At 65.5% G+C, this 21,328-nt stretch carries 22 protein-coding genes and 1 tRNA gene; 13 read left to right on the top strand and 10 right to left on the bottom strand.

Annotated features, from left to right (window positions below):
- Positions 1–7 precede the first annotated feature (7 nt).
- The 10 genes from ACMUOY_RS06315 to urtA all read right to left on the bottom strand — a co-directional run bounded on the left by ACMUOY_RS06315 (position 8) and on the right by urtA (position 9,008).
- On the bottom strand, positions 8–328 hold the full coding sequence (locus tag ACMUOY_RS06315) for an addiction module antidote protein (protein WP_413891850.1): 321 nt from the start codon (positions 326–328) through the stop codon (positions 8–10).
- A complete protein-coding gene (locus ACMUOY_RS06310; protein ID WP_413891849.1) occupies positions 325–663 on the bottom strand; it encodes a type II toxin-antitoxin system RelE/ParE family toxin in 339 nt (112 codons plus the stop codon). Before ACMUOY_RS06310 ends, ACMUOY_RS06315 begins: the two co-directional genes overlap by 4 nt.
- 23 nt (positions 664–686) lie before the next feature.
- On the bottom strand, positions 687–2,003 hold the full coding sequence (locus tag ACMUOY_RS06305; RefSeq protein ID WP_413891848.1) for a tyrosine-type recombinase/integrase: 1,317 nt from the start codon (positions 2,001–2,003) through the stop codon (positions 687–689).
- A gap of 293 nt (positions 2,004–2,296) precedes the next feature.
- Positions 2,297–2,431 carry a hypothetical protein gene (locus tag ACMUOY_RS06300; protein WP_413891847.1) on the bottom strand — a complete coding sequence of 45 codons (135 nt, stop codon included), beginning with the start codon at positions 2,429–2,431 and terminating at the stop codon, positions 2,297–2,299.
- Complete coding sequence (gene yghU, locus ACMUOY_RS06295) at positions 2,428–3,297, bottom strand: glutathione-dependent disulfide-bond oxidoreductase (RefSeq protein WP_413891846.1); 870 nt, start codon at positions 3,295–3,297, stop codon at positions 2,428–2,430. Before yghU ends, ACMUOY_RS06300 begins: the two co-directional genes overlap by 4 nt.
- Before the next feature lie 72 nt (positions 3,298–3,369).
- Positions 3,370–4,062, bottom strand: a complete 693-nt coding sequence (gene urtE, locus ACMUOY_RS06290; protein ID WP_413891845.1) for an ABC transporter ATP-binding protein — start codon at positions 4,060–4,062, stop codon at positions 3,370–3,372.
- Positions 4,063–4,083: 21 nt separating this feature from the next.
- On the bottom strand, positions 4,084–4,962 hold the full coding sequence (gene urtD / locus ACMUOY_RS06285) for an ABC transporter ATP-binding protein (RefSeq protein ID WP_413891844.1): 879 nt from the start codon (positions 4,960–4,962) through the stop codon (positions 4,084–4,086).
- Positions 4,959–6,074 (bottom strand): urea ABC transporter permease subunit UrtC, encoded by a 1,116-nt coding sequence (urtC, locus tag ACMUOY_RS06280; RefSeq protein WP_413891843.1) that lies wholly within the window; start codon positions 6,072–6,074, stop codon positions 4,959–4,961. Before urtC ends, urtD begins: the two co-directional genes overlap by 4 nt.
- Positions 6,071–7,660, bottom strand: a complete 1,590-nt coding sequence (urtB, locus tag ACMUOY_RS06275; RefSeq protein WP_413891842.1) for an urea ABC transporter permease subunit UrtB — start codon at positions 7,658–7,660, stop codon at positions 6,071–6,073. Before urtB ends, urtC begins: the two co-directional genes overlap by 4 nt.
- A 70-nt stretch (positions 7,661–7,730) precedes the next feature.
- A complete protein-coding gene (gene urtA, locus ACMUOY_RS06270; protein WP_413891841.1) occupies positions 7,731–9,008 on the bottom strand; it encodes an urea ABC transporter substrate-binding protein in 1,278 nt (425 codons plus the stop codon).
- Positions 9,009–9,406: 398 nt separating this feature from the next.
- Between urtA and ACMUOY_RS06265 the strand changes: the two genes are divergently transcribed.
- The 13 genes from ACMUOY_RS06265 to ACMUOY_RS06205 all read left to right on the top strand — a co-directional run bounded on the left by ACMUOY_RS06265 (position 9,407) and on the right by ACMUOY_RS06205 (position 21,234).
- Positions 9,407–9,709, top strand: a complete 303-nt coding sequence (locus tag ACMUOY_RS06265) for an urease subunit gamma (RefSeq protein ID WP_413891840.1) — start codon at positions 9,407–9,409, stop codon at positions 9,707–9,709.
- 140 nt (positions 9,710–9,849) lie between these two features.
- Positions 9,850–10,155 carry an urease subunit beta gene (locus ACMUOY_RS06260; RefSeq protein WP_413891839.1) on the top strand — a complete coding sequence of 102 codons (306 nt, stop codon included), beginning with the start codon at positions 9,850–9,852 and terminating at the stop codon, positions 10,153–10,155.
- An 87-nt stretch (positions 10,156–10,242) separates the two neighbouring features.
- On the top strand, positions 10,243–11,961 hold the full coding sequence (gene ureC / locus ACMUOY_RS06255; RefSeq protein WP_413891838.1) for an urease subunit alpha: 1,719 nt from the start codon (positions 10,243–10,245) through the stop codon (positions 11,959–11,961).
- A gap of 14 nt (positions 11,962–11,975) precedes the next feature.
- Positions 11,976–12,611 (top strand): urease accessory protein UreE, encoded by a 636-nt coding sequence (ureE, locus tag ACMUOY_RS06250; RefSeq protein ID WP_413891837.1) that lies wholly within the window; start codon positions 11,976–11,978, stop codon positions 12,609–12,611.
- Entirely contained in the window at positions 12,608–13,315 is a 708-nt protein-coding gene (locus ACMUOY_RS06245; RefSeq protein WP_413891836.1) for an urease accessory protein UreF, read from the top strand. The genes ureE and ACMUOY_RS06245 overlap by 4 nt, the downstream gene beginning before the upstream one ends.
- Positions 13,316–13,357: 42 nt before the next feature.
- Positions 13,358–14,017, top strand: coding sequence for an urease accessory protein UreG (gene ureG / locus ACMUOY_RS06240; protein ID WP_413891835.1), 660 nt, complete (start codon positions 13,358–13,360; stop codon positions 14,015–14,017).
- Positions 14,018–14,064: 47 nt separating this feature from the next.
- A tRNA-Ser gene (locus ACMUOY_RS06235) sits at positions 14,065–14,152 on the top strand.
- Positions 14,153–14,341: 189 nt separating this feature from the next.
- On the top strand, positions 14,342–15,430 hold the full coding sequence (locus ACMUOY_RS06230; RefSeq protein ID WP_413891834.1) for an SGNH/GDSL hydrolase family protein: 1,089 nt from the start codon (positions 14,342–14,344) through the stop codon (positions 15,428–15,430).
- A 375-nt stretch (positions 15,431–15,805) separates the two neighbouring features.
- Entirely contained in the window at positions 15,806–16,135 is a 330-nt protein-coding gene (locus ACMUOY_RS06225; RefSeq protein WP_413891833.1) for a hypothetical protein, read from the top strand.
- A gap of 13 nt (positions 16,136–16,148) precedes the next feature.
- Positions 16,149–18,605, top strand: coding sequence for an apolipoprotein N-acyltransferase (gene lnt, locus ACMUOY_RS06220; protein WP_413891832.1), 2,457 nt, complete (start codon positions 16,149–16,151; stop codon positions 18,603–18,605).
- A gap of 195 nt (positions 18,606–18,800) precedes the next feature.
- Positions 18,801–19,865: a pirin family protein gene (locus ACMUOY_RS06215; protein WP_413891831.1), complete on the top strand. Its 1,065-nt coding sequence runs from the start codon at positions 18,801–18,803 to the stop codon at positions 19,863–19,865.
- A 96-nt stretch (positions 19,866–19,961) separates the two neighbouring features.
- Complete coding sequence (gene ygiD, locus ACMUOY_RS06210; RefSeq protein WP_413891953.1) at positions 19,962–20,822, top strand: 4,5-DOPA dioxygenase extradiol; 861 nt, start codon at positions 19,962–19,964, stop codon at positions 20,820–20,822.
- A 94-nt stretch (positions 20,823–20,916) separates the two neighbouring features.
- Positions 20,917–21,234, top strand: coding sequence for a hypothetical protein (locus tag ACMUOY_RS06205; protein ID WP_413891830.1), 318 nt, complete (start codon positions 20,917–20,919; stop codon positions 21,232–21,234).
- The last annotated feature ends 94 nt before the right edge of the window (positions 21,235–21,328 follow it).

Raw genomic sequence — 21,328 nt, 5'->3', positions numbered from 1 at the left:
AAGCGGGTCAGGCGACTGCAGACTCGCGGCTCACATCAAGGTGCAGACCAGCGCCACGCACCACGGCCAAGAAGGTCTTGATGGTCGGGTTTCCCTTGGGACTTAGGGCCCGGTAAAGGCTCTCGCGGGGTATACCAGCGCGGGCGGCGACGGCGCTCATGCCTTGCGCTTCCGCAATGTGGCGTAGTGCCGCCAGTAGCGCAACTTGCCCGCCGGGTAGCTCCGCCTCTTCCAGCGCAGCGGCCAGATACTCGTTTGCAAAATCCGGGTCTGCTTTCAGCATGGCGACCACGGCTTCATCATGGCTCACGTCTCGCGGTGCATTCATGGTTTGCCCCTTTGTTTCCAGTCTTTCAAATACTCAATGGCTCGCTCTATGTCGCGGCTTTGGTCGCCCTTGTCGCCGCCACACAGCAGCAACACCAGAATCGGCCCCTGCCTGCTCAGATACACCCGGTACCCCGGCCCAATGTCAATCTTCAACTCTTGCACGCCATCGCGCAGCGGCTTGCAGTCCCCGAAGTTGCCAGCGGCTATGCGGTTGACGCGAACCACAATCCGGGCTTTGGTCTTGTTGTCGGTCAGGTCACTGAGCCATTCGGCGTAAGGCGTGCGCCCCGCGTTGTCTTGGTAGGCTTTGACTTCAACCATGACGTTGTGCATTATGCGTTACAAATAGAAAGCCTTCAAGCGGCCACCAGCGCCAGCTTGCCCGGCTCCACGCTCGGCACGAACTCCACGCCGGCCTGCTCCAGAATGTGCGCTTCAATCTGCGCCAGATACGGCCTCAAGGCGTCCACACTGCGCGGGCGGTAGCCTTCAGCGGTCGCGCTGGGCTTGTGCCCCATGACCTGCGCGATGGCACCGGCAGGCGCCCCGGCCGATTCACCCAGCAGCGAGAACGAACGGCGCAGGCCGTGAATGGTCAGGCTCTCAATTCCGGCACTTTGCAGGGCTCTCGCATGGCTGGCGCGGGCGTCGGCAATTCGTCCAGCTTTGCCACTTGACGCGAACACAAACGCATTCACCCTGGGCAGGGTTGCCAGCAGCTGCGCCAGATACGGGGTCAACGGAATGGTGCGGGTTGCGTCCACCTTGTCGGCAATGGTCAGCTTGCGCCACTGGAAATCCACGTTCGCCCATTTGAGGGCGGCCAGTTCCTCGCGCCGTGCGCCTGTCAGCAGCAGGGCGCGAAGATAGGCGCTGGCGGTGCGGTTGCTCAGTTGCTCCACACCAGACCACCAGCCGGGCACCTGGGCGGCCTCCAGGGCATCGGTGCGGCGGGTGTTGCAGGGCAGATTTTCCACGATGGCGGCGGCCCGGCCGGCCTCGCGGTCGGTCATGGCGCGGTATTCAGGGCGGCCAGCGCACCAGCGCAGGAAACCGCGAAACATCATCAATGCGCGGGCGGCTTGGTGCTGGCCGGTCAGTGCTTCGCGGTCATACCAACTTTTCAGACTGTCCTCATTCACCCCAGCCAGCGGCAGTGCCAGCAGCGGATACAGCGGACCTGGTCGGGTGTTGCCCTGCCCCCGCTTTTTCTTTTCGCCTCCGGTCGCGGCCATCGCTTTCAGGTCGGCCAGATAGCGCGGCTTCCATGCGTCTTTGCGCTTGGGCCTGCCCTGCTCCAGATACAGCGGCCAGACATCACCCACGGTCAGCGCCTGGGCGGCGGCGGCGGCCTTGGCGGCGGCTTTGTCGGCCTGCTGCTGACGCTCTATTTCTCGCGGGTCTTTCCCATCGTCAACAAGCATCTTCAAGCCTTGGGCTTTGGTGCGTGCTTTTTCAATCGGCCAGTCTGCCACCGTGCCCAGATTGATTCGGATGGTCGCGCCATCAAGGCGAGACTCGAAAACGTAGGTTTTCCGGCCCGTGGGCGTCACCCGTAGCGCCAGCGTCGGGGTATCGGTGTCCCATAGAAAAGCCTGGGGCTTGTCGGCCGGACAGGCGAATTCGTCAACCCGCCCAGCAGTCAGGCGAACCCGGTTTGTTTGCTGTTTCATGGCACCCCCGAAAATCTGTAGGCAATCTGTAGGCAAATTCAATGGAAACTGCCACATTTCAATCAACGCTCAAACTGTCATTGCGTCCAGTAAAAAGCTTGTAAGTTGTTGATTTGTATAGATTGTATCAGCAGCAATCAACAACGCCAAATACACCTATCCCATCATTCGTAATGAGAAGGTCTGGTGTTCGATTCATCTCTCCGGCACCAAGTCAGCAATAGAAGCCCCGCTACTCAAAAGGTAGCGGGGCTTTGTTCATTTGGCGGGCCTGCAGGATTTCTGTATGCACCTTAGGTGAAACTGGCCAGAGCATCACCGAAAACATCCGGTTGGCGAATCCATTCAACGCTCAGTTTCTCGCCACCTGGCGTCGTCAGTTGCAGCAAAAAGCGCTGCGAAATCCGCTTGACGGATTCGGCAGTCACCGCCCCAACTTGTCCTGCGTCCTTAATTCGAAATCGCTGGCGTCGTGGCGCTCATGCAACTGGCTGGCGGGGTCGCCCTGCACGCGGTTGACCATGCGGCCTCGGCGCACGGCGGGGCGCTCGTACAGGCGCTCGGCCCAGCGCACCACATTCGTATAGGTGTGCACCTGCAGGAACTCGCCAGCCTCGTACGTGAGGCCCTTGGCCAGCTGCCCGTACCAGGGCCAGATGGCCATGTCGGCGATGGTGTAGCTTTCGCCGGCCACGTAGGGCACTTCGGCCAAGCGGCGATCCAGCACGTCCATCTGGCGCTTGACTTCCATGGCGTAGCGGTCGATGGCGTAGCGGATCTTCTCCGGGGCATAGGCGTAGAAGTGGCCGAAACCGCCGCCCAGGTATGGCGCGCTGCCCATCTGCCAAAACAGCCAGCTCAGGCACTCGGCGCGCGCAGCCCGCTCGGTGGGCACGAAGGCGTCGAACTTTTCGGCCAGGTACAGCAGGATGGCGCCAGACTCGAACACCCGCACCGGCTGCGGCCCGCTTTGGTCCAGAAGCGCCGGGATCTTGGAGTTGGGGTTAATCGCCACAAACCCACTGCCGAACTGCTGCCCCTCGTTGATACGGACCAGCCAGGCGTCGTATTCGGCGCCACTGTGGCCGGCGGCCAGCAGCTCTTCGAGCATCACCGTGACCTTGACGCCGTTGGGCGTGCCCAGCGAATACAGCTGCAGCGGGTGTTGACCCACCGGCAGTTCTTTCTCGTGCGTGGCGCCGGCCACGGGGCGGTTGATGTTGGCAAACCGGCCGCCGCTGCTTTCGGGCGGGGTCCAGACCTTGGGGGGGATGTAGGGGATGGTGTCGTTCATGCCCGCAATGGTGCCCGAGTTTGCGCCGGGCTGCAGACCACAGAGCGACACGGGCAATCACCCAGGCAGCCCTCAGATCGCCACCAGCTGCCGGATGCCTTTGTCTTCCATTTCGCTGCCCGGCCCGCGGGCGATGAACTCGCCGCGCTCCATGACCAGGTAGTCGTCGGCCAGTTCCTGGGCAAAGTCGTAGAACTGCTCGCACAGCAGGATGGCCATGGTGCCGCGGTCGGCCAGCATGCGGATGACCCGGCCGATGTCCTTGATGATGCTGGGCTGGATGCCTTCGGTGGGTTCGTCCAGGATGAGCAGCTTGGGGCCGGCGGCCAGCGCGCGGGCAATGGCCAGCTGCTGCTGCTGCCCACCGGAGAGGTCACCCCCGCGCCGGTGCAGCATCTGCTTGAGCACCGGAAACAGCTCGTACAGCTCGGCCGGGATCGGCGTGCTGCCGGGTTTGTAGGCCAGGCCCATGCGCAGGTTTTCTTCCACCGTGAGGCGGGCGAAGATTTCACGGCCCTGCGGCACGAAGCCAATGCCGGCGCGGGCGCGCTCGTAAGGCGTGGCGGCCTGCAGGGGCTTGCCGTCGAACTCAATCGTGCCGGTCTTGATGGGCACCAAACCCATCAGGCTCTTGAGCAACGTGGTCTTGCCCACGCCGTTGCGCCCCAGCAGCACGGTGACCTTGCCCTGGTGCGCCTGCAGGCTCACGTCGCGCAGGATGTGGGATCCGCCGTAGTACTGGTTGATATTCTTGACGTTCAACATTTCATGCTCCCAAGCGGCGCGTCATCGGCCAAGATACACCTCGATCACGCGCTCGTCCGCCTGCACCTGGTCCAGCGTGCCTTGCGCCAGTACGGAGCCGTCGCACAGCACGGTGACGATCTCGCTGATGGTCTTGATAAAGCTCATGTCGTGCTCCACCACCATCAGGCTGTGCTTGCCCTTGAGCGTGAGGAAGAGCTCGGCGGTGCGGGCGGTTTCCTCGTCGGTCATGCCGGCCACGGGCTCGTCGAGCAGCAGCAGCTTGGGGTCCTGCATCAGCAGCATGCCGATCTCCAGCCACTGCTTCTGGCCATGGCTCAGGTTGCCGGCCATGCGCCGCACGCTGTCGGCCAGATGGATGGTGTGCAGCAGCTCGGCGACGCGGTCGCTCTGGGCCGAATCGAGGCGGAAGCGCATCGAAGCGGCCACGCCCTTGTGCGTCTTGAGCGCGAGTTCCAGGTTCTCGAACACGCTGAGTTGCTCGAACACCGTGGGTTTCTGGAACTTGCGACCGATGCCCAGCTGGGCGATCTGCGGCTCGTTGTGGCGAAGCAGGTCGATGGTGCTGCCAAAGAACACGGTGCCCGAGTCGGGCCGGGTCTTGCCGGTGATGATGTCCATCATCGTGGTCTTGCCGGCGCCGTTGGGGCCAATGATGCAGCGCAGCTCGCCGGGGGCGATGTCCAGGCTCAGCTTGTTGATGGCCTTGAACCCGTCGAAGCTCACGCTGACATCTTCCAGATACAGGATGCGGCCGTGGGTGATGTCCACCTCGCCCGGTGTGGCGATGCGCGAGAAGCCCGCCTTGCGCCCGCCGGATTCGGTCTTTCCGGTGGGAGCGGGCCTTGCCGCGCGCGCCTCGCGAATCCGCGCGCCTTCTTCCATCAGGTCGGGGGTCACTTTTCACCTCCCTTCAATTTCTTCACCAGGCCGACCACCCCATTGGGCAGGAACAGCGTGACAGCGATGAACAGAGCCCCGAGGAAGTACAGCCAGAACTCCGGCGCGGTGACGGTCAGCCAGCTCTTGGCTCCGTTGACGATGAAAGCGCCGATGATCGGTCCGATCAGCGTGGCGCGTCCGCCCACGGCCGCCCAGATGGCGATCTCGATCGAGTTGGCCGGACTCATCTCGCCGGGATTGATGATGCCGACCTGCGGCACATACAGCGCGCCGGCCACGCCGCACATGATGGCGGAGATGGTCCAGATCGTCAGCTTGTAGGGCAGCGGCGAGTAGCCTGAAAACATCACCCGGGTTTCCGCATCGCGGATCGCCTGCAGCACGCGGCCGAACTTGCTGCGCACCAGCCAGCGCGCAAACAGAAAGCAGCCCAGCAGAGTGAGGCCGGTCAGTACGAACAGGGTCATGCGCATCGACTGCGTGGCCACCGGCAGGCCCAGGATGCGCTTGAAGTCGGTGAAGCCATTGTTGCCGCCGAAACCGGTCTCGTTGCGGAAGAACAGCAGCATCGCGGCAAAGGTCATGGCCTGCGTGATGATGGAGAAGTACACGCCCTTGATGCGCGAGCGGAAGGCGAAGTAGCCAAACACGAAGGCCACCAGGCCGGGCACGGCAATGATCAGGATCAGCGTGGCGATGAAACTGTCACTGAAGGTCCAGTGCCAGGGCAGCGTCTTCCAGTCCAGGAACACCATGAAGTCGGGCAGGTCGCTCTTGTAGTTGCCGTCGCGGCCGATCTGGCGCATCAGGTACATGCCCATGACGTAGCCGCCGAGCGCGAAGAACAGGCCGTGGCCCAGGCTCAGGATGCCGGTGTAGCCCCAGATCAGGTCCATGGCCAGCGCGCAGATGGCGTAGCACATGATCTTGCCGACCAGCGCCACGGCATAGTCGCTCATGTGGAATACGCTGCCCTGTGGCACCACCATGTTGAGCACCGGCGCCACGGCGCAGACCACGATCAGCGCGACGATGAAGGCCGACCAGCCGGTGCGGCTGAGCAGCGGCGCCGGGGCGGGCAGAGTCAGGGAATTCTCTTTCGTGCTCATGCTTCTGCGCTCCGGCCCTTCATCGCGAAGATGCCCTGCGGCCGCTTCTGGATGAAGATGATGATGAACACCAGCACGGCGATCTTGGCCAGCACCGCGCCGGTCCAGCCCTCGAGCAACTTGTTCAGGATGCCCAGGCCCATGGCCGCGTAGACCGTGCCGGCCAGTTGACCCACGCCGCCAAGCACCACCACCATGAAGGCGTCGACGATATAGCTCTGGCCCAGGTCCGGGCCCACGTTGCCGACCTGGCTCAGCGCGCAGCCGGCCAGCCCGGCAATGCCGGAGCCCAGCGCAAAGGCATACGTGTCGACACGGGCGGTATTCACACCCATGCAGGACGCGATCGGACGGTTTTGCGTGACACCGCGCACGAACAGACCCAGGCGGGTCTTGCCGATCAGGAAAGCCATGCCCAACAGCACGGCAGCGGCAAAGCCGATGATGACCAGGCGGTTGTAGGGCAGACTGAGGTTGGACAGGACCTGCACCCCGCCGCTCATCCACGAAGGGTTCTCCACCCCCACGTTCTGCGCACCAAAAATCGACCGGATGCCCTGCATCAGCATCAGGCTGATGCCCCAGGTGGCCAGCAGCGTTTCCAGGGGCCGGCCATAAAGAAATCGGATCACGCTGCGCTCCAGCGCGGCGCCCACCAGCGCCGACGCCATGAACGCCACCGGCACGGCGGCCAGCAGGTACCAGTCAAAGGCACCGGGAAGAAACTTCTGGAACAGGCCCTGCACCACGTAGGTGGCATAGGCGCCGATCATCATGAGTTCGCCGTGGGCCATGTTGATCACGCCCATCAGTCCGTAGGTGATGGCCAGGCCGAGCGCCACCAGCAGAAGGATGGAGCCCAGGCTGATGCCCGAGAACAGGGCGCCGAGCTTGTCGCCCCAGGCCAGTGCGCCTTCGATGGCGCGCAAGGAGGCTTCGAGCTGCGCCTTGACCGCGGGGTCGGCCTCCGCCTTCATGCGCTCGTTGAGCAGGAGCTTGGTCTCGGGCGTTTTGCTCTGTCCCATCGCCCGAGCGGCTTCGAGACGACGGTCTTTGTCGCTGCTGCCCAGCAACGCGGCCGCACGGGCCAGTTCCAGCTGCGTGCGAATGGTCTCGTCCTTCTCGGCGGCCAGCGCCTTTTCCACCAGCGGCAGACGGGCTTCGTCCGGCTCCTTGAGCAGGGCCTTGACGCCCTGCAGGCGCAGCTTGTCATCCTTGCTGAACAGCTTGAGCGCAGCCATCGCGTTGTCCAGCTCACCGCGCATCCGGTTGTTGCTGACCACGTCCTCGGCATCGGCCGGCACGGCGATGCCCAGACCGGTCAGGGGATCCACCCCCTTGCCATCACGCACGATGAAGACTCGGCCGCCGGACACCTTGACCGCATCATCAGCCAATGCCTGGATGAATGCGGCGGTGCGGTCATCGGCTGTGGCAACCGCCTTGGCGAGGGCCTCAAGACGGGCGTCGGTTTCGCCCACGGCAATGGCGCTGGCTTCAGAGGCGGTCAGCGCCTGCACGGCGCCGGACCAGAGGCCGAGGCAGATCAGCACGTGAAACAGTCGAAAGAGGCGGAGTCGGTGCATGGTGGCCCACTCAGAAAAAGAAAAGGGGGAAAGGCCTGCGCCCTCCCCCCATCGGACGCGCGCGAGGTGCTTACTTCTTGGCCGGCTCGTCAGGCTTCTTGTCGTTGCCTTCGATGTACGGCGACCACGGCTTGGCCTTGACCGGGCCCGGCGTCTTCCAGACCACGTTGAACTGGCCGTCGGCCTTGATCTCGCCAATGAACACCGACTTGTGCAAGTGGTGGTTCTTCTCGTCCATCTTGCTCACGATGCCGCTGGGCGCATTGAAGGTCTGGCCGGCCATGGCGGCGATCACCTTGTCCACGTCGGTGGAGTTGGCCTTCTTCACGGCCTGGGCCCACATGTTGAAACCGATCCAGGTGGCCTCCATCGGATCGTTGGTCAGCGGCTTGTCCATGTGACCCGGAATCTTCTTGGCCTTGGCGTAGGCGCTCCACTGCTTGATGAAGGCATCGTTGGCCGGGCTCTTGATCGACATGAAGTAGTTCCAGGCCGCCAGGTGGCCCACCAGCGGCTTGGTGTCCACGCCGCGCAGCTCTTCCTCGCCCACGGAGAAGGCCACCACCGGCACGTCCTTGGCCTTCAGGCCGGCGTTGCCCAGTTCCTTGTAGAAGGGCACGTTGGAGTCGCCGTTGATGGTCGACACGACCGCGGTCTTGCCACCGGCCGAGAATTTCTTGATGTCGGCCACGATGGTCTGGTAATCGCTGTGGCCGAACGGGGTGTACTTCTCGTCGATGTCGCTGTCCTTTACGCCCTTGCTCTTGAGGTAGGCGCGCAGGATCTTGTTGGTGGTGCGCGGATACACGTAGTCGGTGCCCAGCAGCACCCAGCGCTTGGCGCCGCCGCCTTCCTTGCTCATGAGGTAGTCCACGGCCGGAATGGCCTGCTGGTTGGGCGCGGCACCGGTGTAGAACACGTTCTTGGACAGCTCTTCACCCTCGTACTGAACAGGGTAGAACAGCAGGCCGTTCATTTCTTCCACCACCGGCAGCACCGACTTGCGCGACACGGACGTCCAGCAACCGAAGATGACGGCAACCTTGTCCTGGCCCAGCAGCTGCTTGGTCTTTTCGGCGAACAGCGGCCAGTTGGAGGCTGGATCCACCACGACGGCCTCGAGCTTCTTGCCCAGCAGGCCGCCCTTGGCGTTGATGTCGTCAATGGCCATCAGCACCGTGTCCTTCAACACCGTTTCAGAGATGGCCATGGTGCCGGACAGGCTGTGCAGCACGCCCACCTTGATGGTGTCCTTGGCTTGTGCCTGGGCTTGGGTGGCGAAGGTCAGTGCGCCCGCTGCCACGGCAGCGGCGGCAGCGATGGTCTTGAGATGTCCTCGACGATTCATGGTGATTCTCCAGAGTGAAAGAGTGGGTCGGCCAGTAAGGTTGGGCAGCCTGCGATCAAGCCGCTGAACCCTGCTTCGCAAGCACCGTGCCAACTCCCTGTCACCGGCTGCATTCCTTTTCGGAGACGACAGATGGGCGCCCGTGCACCATCCTGGAGCTTATTCCACGCACCAAAGCAAAGCGCACGCCTGTCGAGCCGGGAACAACTCAGCCCTTTGCTGCCCGCATGCACCCGAATCGTTCATCAGGGCGCGCACCGGCATGCAAGTTGCATCACAATGAGCGCCTTCTCCCTGTGCTCACCGCCTGCTTCGACCCATCATGGAACTCACACCCCGCGTTCGGCCGGCATCTGCGGCTGCACGAGCGGGTCCATCAAAGTATTGAGTGAAACGACATGGAACTGACTCCTCGTGAAAAAGACAAGCTGCTGATCTTCACGGCCGCCCTGCTGGCGGAACGGCGCAAGGCGCGCGGCCTGAAGCTGAACTACCCCGAGGCCCTGGCGCTGATCAGCGCCGCCGTGATGGAGGGCGCGCGCGATGGCAAGACCGTGGCCCAGCTCATGAGCGAAGGCCGCACCGTGCTGACCCGCGCCGACGTGATGGACGGCGTGCCCGAGATGATCCCCGACATCCAGGTCGAGGCCACGTTTCCGGACGGCACCAAGCTTGTGACGGTGCACCAGCCGATCCTCTGAGCCAAATTTTGAATCTTTCTTGCCATTTCCCAGCGTCGAATGGTCACATTCAGCTATCAACATCGTAGTGTTCGTGCCGCCGGACCCGACGCGCCTGCGTGCCCGAATGCCTCTTGCCAACCTGCCCCACGGAGCGTTCCATGATTCCTGGAGAACTTCTGATCGACGAGGGTGAACACCCGCTGAACCCGGGGCGCCGCACCCTGAGCCTGGTGGTGCAGAACACCGGTGACCGCCCGATCCAGGTCGGCTCGCACTATCACTTCAGCGAAACCAACGGCGCGCTGGGCTTCGACCGCGAGGCCGCGCGCGGCATGCGCCTGAACATCGCCTCGGGCACCGCCGTGCGCTTCGAGCCCGGCCAGCAGCGCACCGTCGAACTGGTGGACTACGCCGGCGAGCGCGCGGTGTACGGCTTTCGCGGCTTGACACAAGGAAGACTATGAGCCCCCACGTTCATCACTGCGTGTATTCACTGCCCCCCACGGGGGCCGCTGCCTCCCTTGGGGCGGCCCGGCGGGAGGCACACTGACATGGCCACCATCGGAAAACGCGCCTATGCCGAAATGTTCGGCCCCACCGTCGGCGACCGGCTTCGCCTGGCCGACACCGACCTGATCATCGAAGTCGAGCACGACTACACCCTGCGCGCCGGCGGCTACGGCGAAGAGGTCAAGTTCGGCGGCGGCAAGACCATCCGCGACGGCATGGCGCAAAGCCAGAAGACGCGCGCTGAAGGCGCCGTGGACACGGTGCTGACCAACGCGCTGATCGTCGACCACTGGGGCATCGTCAAGGCCGACATCGGCCTGAAGGGCGGGCGCATCGTGGCCATCGGCAAGGCCGGCAACCCCGACACCCAGCCCGGCGTGGACATCATCATCGGCCCGGGCACCGAGGTCATCAGTGTGGAGGGCAACCTCGTCACCGCTGGCGGCATCGACAGCCACATCCACTTCATCTGCCCGCAACAGATCGAGGAGGCCCTGGCCAGCGGCGTGACCACCATGCTGGGCGGCGGCACCGGCCCGGCCACCGGCACCTTTGCCACCACCTGCACGCCGGGGCCGTGGAACATGGAGCGCATGCTGCAGGCGGCCGATGCCTTTCCGATGAACCTGGGCTTCCTGGGCAAGGGCAACGCCGCCCTGCCCGCCGCGCTGCACGAGCAGATCAACGCCGGCGCCATCGGCCTGAAGCTGCACGAAGACTGGGGCACCACACCGGCCGCCATCAGCAACTGCCTGGACGTGGCCGAGGCCACCGACACGCAGGTGGCCATCCACTCCGACACGCTCAATGAGAGCGGCTTCGTGGAGAACACCATCGCCGCCACGAAGGGCCGCGGCCTGTGCGCCTTCCACACCGAGGGCGCTGGCGGCGGCCACGCGCCCGATATTCTGAAGGTGGTGGGCGAGGCCAACTTCCTGCCCAGCTCCACCAACCCCACCATGCCGTACACGCGCAACACGCTGGACGAGCATGTGGACATGCTGATGGTGTGCCACCACCTGGACGCCGGCATTGCCGAAGACCTGGCCTTTGCCGAAAGCCGCATCCGCAAGGAAACCATCGCCGCTGAAGACATCCTGCACGACCTGGGCGCCATCAGCATGATGAGCAGCGACAGCCAGGCCATGGGCCGCGTGGGCGAGGTCGTCATCCGCACCTGGCAGACCGCCGACAAGATGAAGGCGCAGCGCGGCAAGCTGCCCGAAGACCCGGCCCGCCATGACAACTTCCGCGTGAAGCGCTACGTGGCCAAGTACACCATCAACCCGGCCATCGCCCACGGCATCAGCCACGAGGTGGGCAGCATCGAAGTCGGCAAGTGGGCCGATCTGGTGATCTGGAAGCCGGCCTTCTTCGGCGTCAAGCCGGCCCTGATCCTGAAGGGCGGCTTAATCGCCATGGCCGCCATGGGTGACCCGAACGCCTCCATCCCCACGCCGCAGCCGGTGCACTACAGGCCCATGTTCGGCGCCTACGGGGGCGCGCTGACGCGCGGCTCGCTCACCTTTGTGTCGCAGGCCGGGTTGAATGCGGGCATCAAGGAGCGCTTCGGCCTGGCCAAGCCGGTGTCAGCCGTCAAGGCCATCCGCGGCGTGCGCAAGCAGCACATGGTGCACAACCACTACCTGCCCAGGATGGAGATCGACGCGCAGACCTACACCGTGCGCGCCGACGGCCACCTGCTGACCTGCGAGCCCGCGGTCAAGCTGCCAATGGCGCAGCGTTACTTCCTGTTCTGAATCCGATCCAATCCATGATCCAGGTCTCCAAAGTCATCGCGCAGGGGCGCGGCCTGGCCAGCGCCCTGCTCAAGCACGCCGCCACCGTCGAGCTCGACTGGGACGTGCGCCAGAAAAGCCGCTTCGCCGCCACCGACAGCACCGGGCGCGAACTCGGCATCTTTCTGCCGCGCGGCACCGTGGTGCGCGGCGGCGACGTGCTGGTGGCCGAGGACGGCTCGCTGGTGCGCGTGCTGGCCGCGCCGCAGCCGGTGCTGGTGATCACCGCGTGCACCGAGCACGGCACCGCCTTTGACCTGACCCGCGCCGCCTACCACCTGGGCAACCGCCACGTGCCCATCGAGCTGCAGCCGGATCACCTGAAGATCGAGCCCGACCACGTGCTGGCCGACATGCTGCGCGCCATGCACCTGACCGTGACCGAAGCCCAGGACGCCTTCGAGCCCGAAGGCGGCGCCTACGCGGCCGGCGGGCACGGTCATGGCCACAGCCATGGTCACGATCACGATCACGACCATGCCCACGATGCCGGCCACGGTCACACGCACGCCCACGCACTGACCGCGCCGGCGGCGCGCGTGGCGATCCCGGTCGTCGCCGCTGCCCAGCCCCATGTGCACGGCCCGGGCTGCGGGCACCACCACGGATGAGCCCCGGCGCCAGCCCGCTGGCGGCCGCCAGCCTGCTGCAACTGATCTGGCTGGCCTCTCCCGCGCTGCCCATTGGCGGCTTTTCATACTCAGAAGGGCTAGAAGCCAGCGTCGATCGGTCATTTGTTGCTACTGAAAGCGAAGCGTCCGACTGGCTGACCGATCAGCTGCACCTGACGCTGGCGCGCGCCGACCTGCCCGTGCTGGCGCAGGCCGTGGCCGCCTGGCAGGCCGGCGACCTGGCGCGGGTGCGCACGCTCAACGACTGGGTGCTGCACACGCGCGAAAGCAGCGAGCTGCGCCTGCAGGCCGAGCAAATGGGCCGCTCCCTGCTGGAATGGCTGCGCAACCAGGACGCCGGCGACGCCCCCCGCCTGGCCGCCATCGAGGCGCTGGCCGGCTTCGACCCCACCTACCCGGTCGCCTTTGCGCTGGCCGCCTCGCGCACCGGCGCGCCCGTGCGCGACATCGCCCTGGCCTACGCCTTCGGCTGGGCCGAGAACATGGTGCAGGCGGCGCTGAAAGCCGTGCCGCTGGGCCAGAACGCCGGCCAGCGCATCCTGGCGCGGCTCACGCGCGAGATTCCCGACGCGGTCGAAGCCGCGCTGGCGCGCCCCGCCGGCACGCAGCAGGCCTTCGCCCCGATGCTGGCCATTTTGTCGGCCCGGCACGAAACCCAGTATTCGCGGCTGTTCCGCTCCTGAGCGGGCCGCCGCCCCGTCCAACCCCATCGACCCGAAAGCTCCATGACCGCCCTGCACCACATCCCCCACCGCACCAAGCCGCTGCCGCCCCTGCGCGTGGGCATCGGCGGGCCCGTGGGCTCCGGCAAGACCACGCTGCTGGAGATGCTCTGCAAGGCCCTGCGCGAGCGCTACGACCTGGTGGCCATCACCAACGACATCTACACCAAGGAAGACCAGCGCCTGCTCACCGTCAGCGGCGCGCTGCCGGCCGACCGCATCATGGGCGTGGAGACCGGTGGCTGCCCGCACACCGCCATTCGCGAAGACTGCTCGATCAACCTGGAAGCCATCGACCGCATGCTGGCCGAGCACCCGAACGCCGACATCGTGTTCGTGGAAAGCGGCGGCGACAACCTGGCCGCCACCTTCAGCCCCGAGCTCAGCGACCTCACCATCTACGTGATCGACGTGGCCGCCGGCGAGAAGATCCCGCGCAAGGGCGGCCCTGGCATCACCAAGAGCGACCTGTTCGTCATCAACAAGACCGACCTGGCCCCCTACGTGGGCGCGGACCTGGCCGTGATGGAGGCCGACACCCGGCGCATGCGCACCAACGCCCAGGGGCTCAAGCCCTTCGTGATGACCAACCTCAAGACCAATGCCGGCCTGGCCGAGGTGATCGCCTTCATTGAGCAAAAAGGCATGCTGCAGCCCGCCTGAGCCCCTCGGCCGCGCCCGGCCTGCGGGTAGAATCCCGGCCAGCCTTCGGAGACGTGGGTGAGTGGTTTAAACCAGCAGTCTTGAAAACTGCCGACGGGTAACCGTCCGTGAGTTCGAATCTCACCGTCTCCGCCAGACCCTGAAGAATCAAGCGCCACTCGAGGCGCTTTTTCTTTTGCACCACCCGGGCGAGCCAAGCGGCCCTTTGTCTCTCTGCGGGTTATCCCTATAGGTAGGCTTTGGCCGCAAAGGGAGACTGCGCGTTGTGCAGAGGGCTCAGTGCCCAAGAGGTACGGTAACCACTCCAACCTGAGGTGCGATGACATGAAATCTCTATTGCGTTCTGCTTTGCTCGCTTTGATCCCCGCCCTTGCGCTCATGGCTTTTGGGTCCGCAGCGTCAGCCAGCACCCTGAACCAGAACGTCTCCTGGACGATCGACCGGGCCGGCACCACCACCAAGTACCGCGTGGTGGCCTATGGGGATTCGATCTACGCGGGCTACAACGGCTCAACCACCAACGCGGCCAAGTTCTCGGCGCCCACGGTGGATGCCGAGTACCTTTCGGCGCTTTGGAACGCGGACATTGAAAGTGTGCGGCGCACCAAGTCCGGTGCGGTTGCCTCCGACATCTACAACAACAAGATCGTGGCCGAGCGTTCCTACATGCAGAACGCCAGCACCCGCGCCGTCACGTTCGAGATGTGCGGAAATGATGGGCTGCAGGCCCGTACCGCCTTCAAGAAGCAGACCGGGACCTGCAATTACAGCGGCATGGACGCTGCTGTCAACAACTGCAAGACCTATGTGGCCGCTGCGATGGACTACATCAATGCCAACGCGTATGCCGGTGTCAAGGTCAAGGTGATCTCCAACCTGCACTATCCGGGCTACGCCGCCGACAACGTGCAGAGCACCTGCAAGGACGCCACCACCGGCGCCACGATCAACCTGCGCGACAAGTTCCTGCCCAAGCTGGCCGCCATGAACTACTGGATGTGCGAATACGCGCGTCAGAAGGGCTTCCAGTGCGCGGACAACTTTGCCCAGTACATGGGGGCCGACTACGACAGCAACGGCGACGGGCAGATCGACTCGGACGCCTTGCGCTACGTTTCCGGTGACAGTGAAGCCAGCTACCTGACTCGCATCACCAGCACGTTGAAGGCGACGTTGCGCGACGCCAATGCCCACTTCGTTTCGGCCAGCAGCAGTTTTGACTACATCCAGTCGGACGACACGCACCCCACCTACACCGGGGGTACTGTGACGGCCGGCCTGTTCGGCGGTACCACCGGCTCAGGCGCCCCGCGCTACACGTCCTTTGCGGGCGGGAAGAGTCCGATCTGGAACCAGTACGGGCACGAACGCATGGGCTGGGCGGTATCCACCTACAACCCCGCGTCACCCTGATTGCGGTCGGGACACTGGAATCAGGTATTGCGACGCAAGAGCAAAACCGATGCGGCCGAGAGACCGGCCGAGAGACCAGTCTGGGGCCCCAATAGGGGCCTTCTTGTTGTTGCGGCGCTGCTCGCGGCCAGCGGGTTGGCCTGGTTCCTGTTTGTGCCCGATTCGCCGCCCGAAGCGACCGCGGTGGCTCACCCTCCCCTGCCTTCCACCCGCTCTGCCGCCGAAGACCCGGGCCTGGCGGTGTGGCGCATTCAGAAAGACGTCCCCACGTGGCAAGCCCCCCAGGCAACACATCCTGTGGTCCCGGACCCGGAACGGGACAACGATCCGACCCGCGATCTCTCTTCTTATGTCCCGCGCGGCGCACAACCCAGCATGGCTGAAGTCATCACCCGACTGAACGAGGCTGGCGTGTCCACCGGACTGGGTGCCTTCTCGCCCCCGGGCACCCGACCACCGTTGATCGGGTTGGCGGTGCCTGAAGACTATGCCTTGCCGCCGGGCTACGTGCGCCACCACCAGGCGACCGACGACGGGCAACGCATCGAGGCGATTCTGATGTTTGCGCCGGGATTCCAACTGCTCGACGCCCAGCAGAAACCGGTGGAAATGCCAGCGAACCGCGTGGTCCCCCCGGAACTCGCGCCCCCCGGCTTGCCCATCCGGCGCATCGTGATTCCGCCACCCGCCGCCGGACCGAACTAGCCTCATGGTCTCCATGCCCTCTTTCAGGCGCCCTGGCGGGCGCATGTTGGCCGGTATCGCCCTGAGCGGGGTGTTGTCGGCCATCTACGTGCACGGCGGCCACGCCTGGGTGCTGGGCTTGGTCATGCTGGTGCCATGGCTTTGCACGATGGACACCCGCCCAACACTGCCTGGCGCGCTGATGAGCGCATGGCTCATGTCGGTGGCGTTCACGGCTGCGGCGTTCTGGTGGTTCGGCCTGGCCATCGGCGACTACACGCGGGTCGGGGGCTCCATCGGCCTGGCGGTTCTGCTGCTGCTGGCGCCCGTCTTTCAGCCGCAGTTCCTGGCTTTTTCCCTGGTCCGCCACCTGGCCGGGAAACGGCATGGCCCCGCCGTGCGTGCGCTGGCCGCGGCCGCCGCGTGGGTGGGCGCCGAATGGGCGCTGCCCAAGGTCTTGGGCGACACCCTGGGTTATGGGCTCTACCCGTCTGCCGTCATGCGCCAGTTTGCCGACCTCGGCGGCAGCGCCGGGCTGACGGTGCTGTTGTTGCTGGCGAATGAAGGGTTTGCGCTGGCCTGGGCGCGCCGCGCCGGTGGATGGCGCAAGGTCAGCAAGCCGATGGTTTACGCCGCGCTGGTGCCTGGCGTGATCGCCGCCTATGGTTTTTTTGCACTGGCCCTGCACCCCGCGCCGTCCGGTGAAACGCTGCGGGTCGGGATGGTGCAGTCCAATCTGGTCGATTACGAGCAGCGCCGACGCGAATCCGGCGCCCAAGCGGTGGTGCGCGAAGTTCTCGACACGCATTTCGCGATGACCTACGACGCGGTGGAGCGCCAGCGCGCCGACGCCGTGCTCTGGTCGGAAACCGTCTACCCCACCACCTTCGGCAACCCCAAGAGTGAGGCCGGCGCCGAGTTCGACGCCGCGATCCAGACCATCGTCAATGCCGCCAAGGTGCCGTTCGTGTTCGGCACCTACGAGAAGGATGCTCGCGGCGAGTACAACGCGGCAGCGTTTGTGCTCCCTGAATCAGGGCTGCTGGGCTTCTACCGCAAGACCCGTTTGTTCCCGCTGACCGAGTATGTGCCGCATTGGCTGGACGGCCCGGCCCTGCGGCGATGGCTGCCCTGGACCGGCTCCTGGCTTGCGGGAGACGGCGCCAGGGTGTTTCCGTTGCGGCTCCGGGACGGCCGCGAGGTGCCGGTGATGGCCTCCATCTGCCTGGACGATGTCGACACCCTGCTCGCGATCGAGGGGGCCCGCCTGGGCGCGCGGGCGATCCTGACCCTGTCGAACGACTCCTGGTTCACCCGCTATCCGTTGGGCGCTCGAATCCATCACACAGCGGCGGCGTTTCGCAGTATCGAGACCCGCCTGCCGCAGTTTCGGGTCACGTCCAATGGCACCAGCGCGGTGATCGACGCCACGGGCGCGGTGGTGGCCGGCTCAAACATGGGCGAGCGAACGCTGGTGGTCGGGCAACTGCCGGTGCCCCAGCCCCCGCGCACCTTGATGGTGATGTGGGGCGATTGGGTGGGACCCCTGGGCGTTGGATTCCTGGTCTTTCTGACCTTGCTGGCGGCATCGCCACGGTGGCTCACCCGCCACGCCAGCGGCGAGGCGCCCGTCCCGACGCCTGTTCACACCCCGGCTCAGGCATCGGTCCTGCCAGGCTCGGCGCGCCTGCTCGCCGGCCTGCTGCGCGGCTTTGCCCGGTTGAGCCTGCTGGGAATGGGCGCCGCCATGCTGCTCGACGACACGCTGCGCGGCAACACCCTGGCCCAGATGCGCCTGTTTGCCGGCTTTTTCCTGTTGCCGGAAGCCGTGGCCGGATGCGTGCTGCTGGCGTACTCGGCCCGGCTCTCGGTGGACCCAGGCATGCTGGTCCTGCAACGCGGCAAGCAGCGGCTGGACATTGCGATGAAGGACATCGCCGCCGTGACGCTCTGGCCGCTGCCCACGCCGGGCACAGGATTGACACTGCACCTGACGCCGGCACAGGCGCCCACCTACCACCTGGCCACTGCCGACCCGCTCGCACTGGCCGGCGCGCTCGAAGCCGCAGGCGCCCCGGCCATGCTGGCGAAAGCCCCGTCGCGCGCGGTGCGCTATGCCCAAGCGGTGGCGTCGGTGCGGCGCGGGCGGTTCGACAGCCCCTGGGTGAGGTTTCTGCTGTTCCCGCTTCTGCTGGCCCTGCCGGCCTTTCACCTGCACCAGAACATCGCCTACGGCGGTTGGTTCGGCGAGTTCTACACTTTCGGCCTCAAAGCTTACGGCCTCACGTTCGCCCTCTGGTGGGCCTCCTGGACCATGGGCGTGGTGCTCTGCGCAGCGGCGCTGCGTGCGGTGGTCGAAGCGGCAACCTTGCTGACACTGGCCGTGCACCCTCCGCAAACGGCTGCCGTGCGCGCCACTCTGGAACGCATGGCGCTGGCCGTCCTCTACCTGGGCCTTCCCGGCTGGCTGCTGCTGCACGCGAGTTGGTGAGCGGTCAGGCCGCCTGTAAACCGGGCTCTTCGCGGGTTCTTAATGCTTTTTCGGCCATTTCCCAGCGTCAGATGGTCACCAGTAGCTATCAATCGTATAGCTACTCGAATGCGCTAAAGGCGCCCGCCTGCAGCAGCAGCGCACCCGACTTATCATCCCGCCACCCTCCACTGCGGCTCGATCGAGCGCCCCGCCATGTCCGATTCCCACCCCATCATCCGCGTCCAGCCTTTGGGTTTTCCGTGGGAGACAGCCGACCCCTTCCTGTTCTGCGCCTACCACGACGATGCCTATCCGCTGGGCAACGCGCAGATGGGCCCGGCCGCCTCGCTGGCCGGCCGCGACATCGGACAGGACTTCAGCCGCAAGGACGGCTGGAGCCTGTACCACGGCGCCACGGTGCCGGGCTTTCCCCAGCACCCGCACCGGGGCTTCGAGACCGTGACCATCGTCCGCAAGGGGCTGATCGACCATTCCGACTCGCTGGGCGCGCAGGCTCGCTTCGGGCGCGGCGACGTGCAGTGGCTCACAGCGGGCCGCGGCGTGGTGCACTCGGAGATGTTTCCGCTGCTGCACCAGCACGCTGCCAACCCGCTGGAGCTGTTCCAGATCTGGCTGAACCTGCCGGCACGCAGCAAGATGGTGGAGCCGTATTTCACGATGTTCTGGTCGGACACCATTCCACGCGTCACGCAGCTTGACGCGAACGGCCGCGCCACCGAGGTGACGGTGGTCGCCGGGCGGGTACCGACCGCGCCGCAGGTGGTTCCGCTGGCGCCACCACCCAACTCGCGTGCGGCCCAGGCCGACGCGGACCTGGCGATCTGGACAGTCACGATGGCGCCCGGCGCGCGCTGGACGCTGCCCGCGGCCGCCGGCAAGGGCACACGCCGCCACCTGTATTTCTTCAAGGGCGATGCCGTGACGGTGGGCGGCCAGCGCATCGCGGCCCCGGCCGCCATCGAACTCCGTGCCGATCAGGCTGTGGAGCTGCACAACAACGAGCAGGCGGTCGGCGAGTTCCTGCTCCTGCAAGGCCAGCCGATCGGCGAGCCGGTGGCACAGTACGGCCCGTTCGTGATGAACACGCAGGCCGAGATCATGCAGGCGATGCAGGACTACCGGCGCAACCAGTTCGGCGGCTGGCCCTGGCCTGACGATGCGCCCGTCCACGGGCGCGACCCGGCGCGCTTCGCGCGCCATCCCGACGGCCGGGTGGAGCGCCCGACAACCGATGTTGAAACGACGGGAACCATCTAGGCCGATGGCGGGTCCATGACCCTCAACCGCTTGATGAAGCTCAGGATGCACCGCAGACACTTTCTGGCCACCCTGGCCGCAGGAACCACCCCGTTCATGACCCCTCTTTCCGACGCCGCCGTCCAGCCCCTGATCCAGGCGCTGAAGCCCTCACCCCGGATGCCGGTGCTGTTCGTGGGCCACGGCAGCCCCATGAACGCCATCGAGGACACCGCATGGCGCCGCACCTGGCAGGCGATGGGCACCGAACTGCTGAAGCGGCCCGAGGCGCCCCAGCTGATCCTGTGCATTTCGGCCCACTGGCTGACCGACGGGGGCTGGCAGCTGACCGGCATGGCCCGACCCAAGACGATCCATGACTTCGGCGGCTTTCCGCAGGCGCTTTTTGACCAGCAGTACCCGGCACCGGGTGCGCCGGCGGTGGCGGCCACGCTCGCGCGCGAGCTGAAGTCCCCCGCAACCGGCAAGCCGCTGGGTGTCGACCCGTCTGAATGGGGCTTCGACCATGGCACCTGGTCGGTCCTGAAGCCCATGTTTCCCTTGGCCAACATCCCGGTGCTGCAGCTCAGCATGGACTACAGCCGCGCGCCGTCGGAGCACTATGCGCTGGGCAAGCAGCTCCAGCAGCTGCGCAACCGAGGTGTGCTGATCGTGGGCACCGGCAACATCGTGCACAACCTGCGCGCGGTGCGACGCGGGGTCGCTGACAACGAGGCCTACGACTGGGCCCAGGCGTTCGACGCCGCCATCCAGAAGCAGATCGCCAACGGCCAGCTGGGCGAGTTGCAGAATTTCCAGGCACTGGGCGAAGTGGCCCGGCTGGCCCATCCCACTTACGACCACTACCTGCCGCTGCTGTACGCGGCCGGCGCCGCCAGCGCCAACGAGATGCCCCGTTTTTTCAACACCGGTTTCCAGGCGGCATCGATCTCGATGCGCTCCGTGATCTGGGGCTGAACCCGCCCATGCACATCGGGCGCTGGCCCTCCAAGGGCGGCGCTGACCCAGATCCCGACGCCTACAATGCCGTGATCCTCCAATGAACACGCTCATGCGCCACCCCCGCCACCTGCTCGTCTGGATCTGCATGGCCACCAGCCTGTGGATGGGCGCGGGCTGGCAGTGGCACGGCCTGTCGCATGTGCTGCGTGCGCTGGATGCGGTTCATGTCCAGGACGGAGCGCCGGAGCACGAAGCCGTTTGCGAACAGTGTCTGCAGTTTGCTTCGGTTGACGGCGCCATGCCCGTTGCGGACTTGGCCCTGCCGCAAGCGCCGGCGCAGGCCTCGGCGTTTCCCTGCAAGGCGGTCGCGTGCCGCGCATCCGCCTTCACCGCCTACGCGTCCAGAGCGCCTCCGGCACTGGCCTGATTGTCTCCGGGCCGTACCGGCCCCTGTCGAACCCTTCCCACCCTTGCCCGGCAAGGAGTGCGGTCGGCCAAGACCTCTTCTCTCTTGTTCATCG

It is taken from the genome of Candidatus Skiveiella danica (assembly GCF_022705245.1).
Lineage (GTDB): Bacteria > Pseudomonadota > Gammaproteobacteria > Burkholderiales > Burkholderiaceae_C > Skiveiella > Skiveiella danica.
This window is presented reverse-complemented; position numbering and strand designations above follow the sequence as displayed.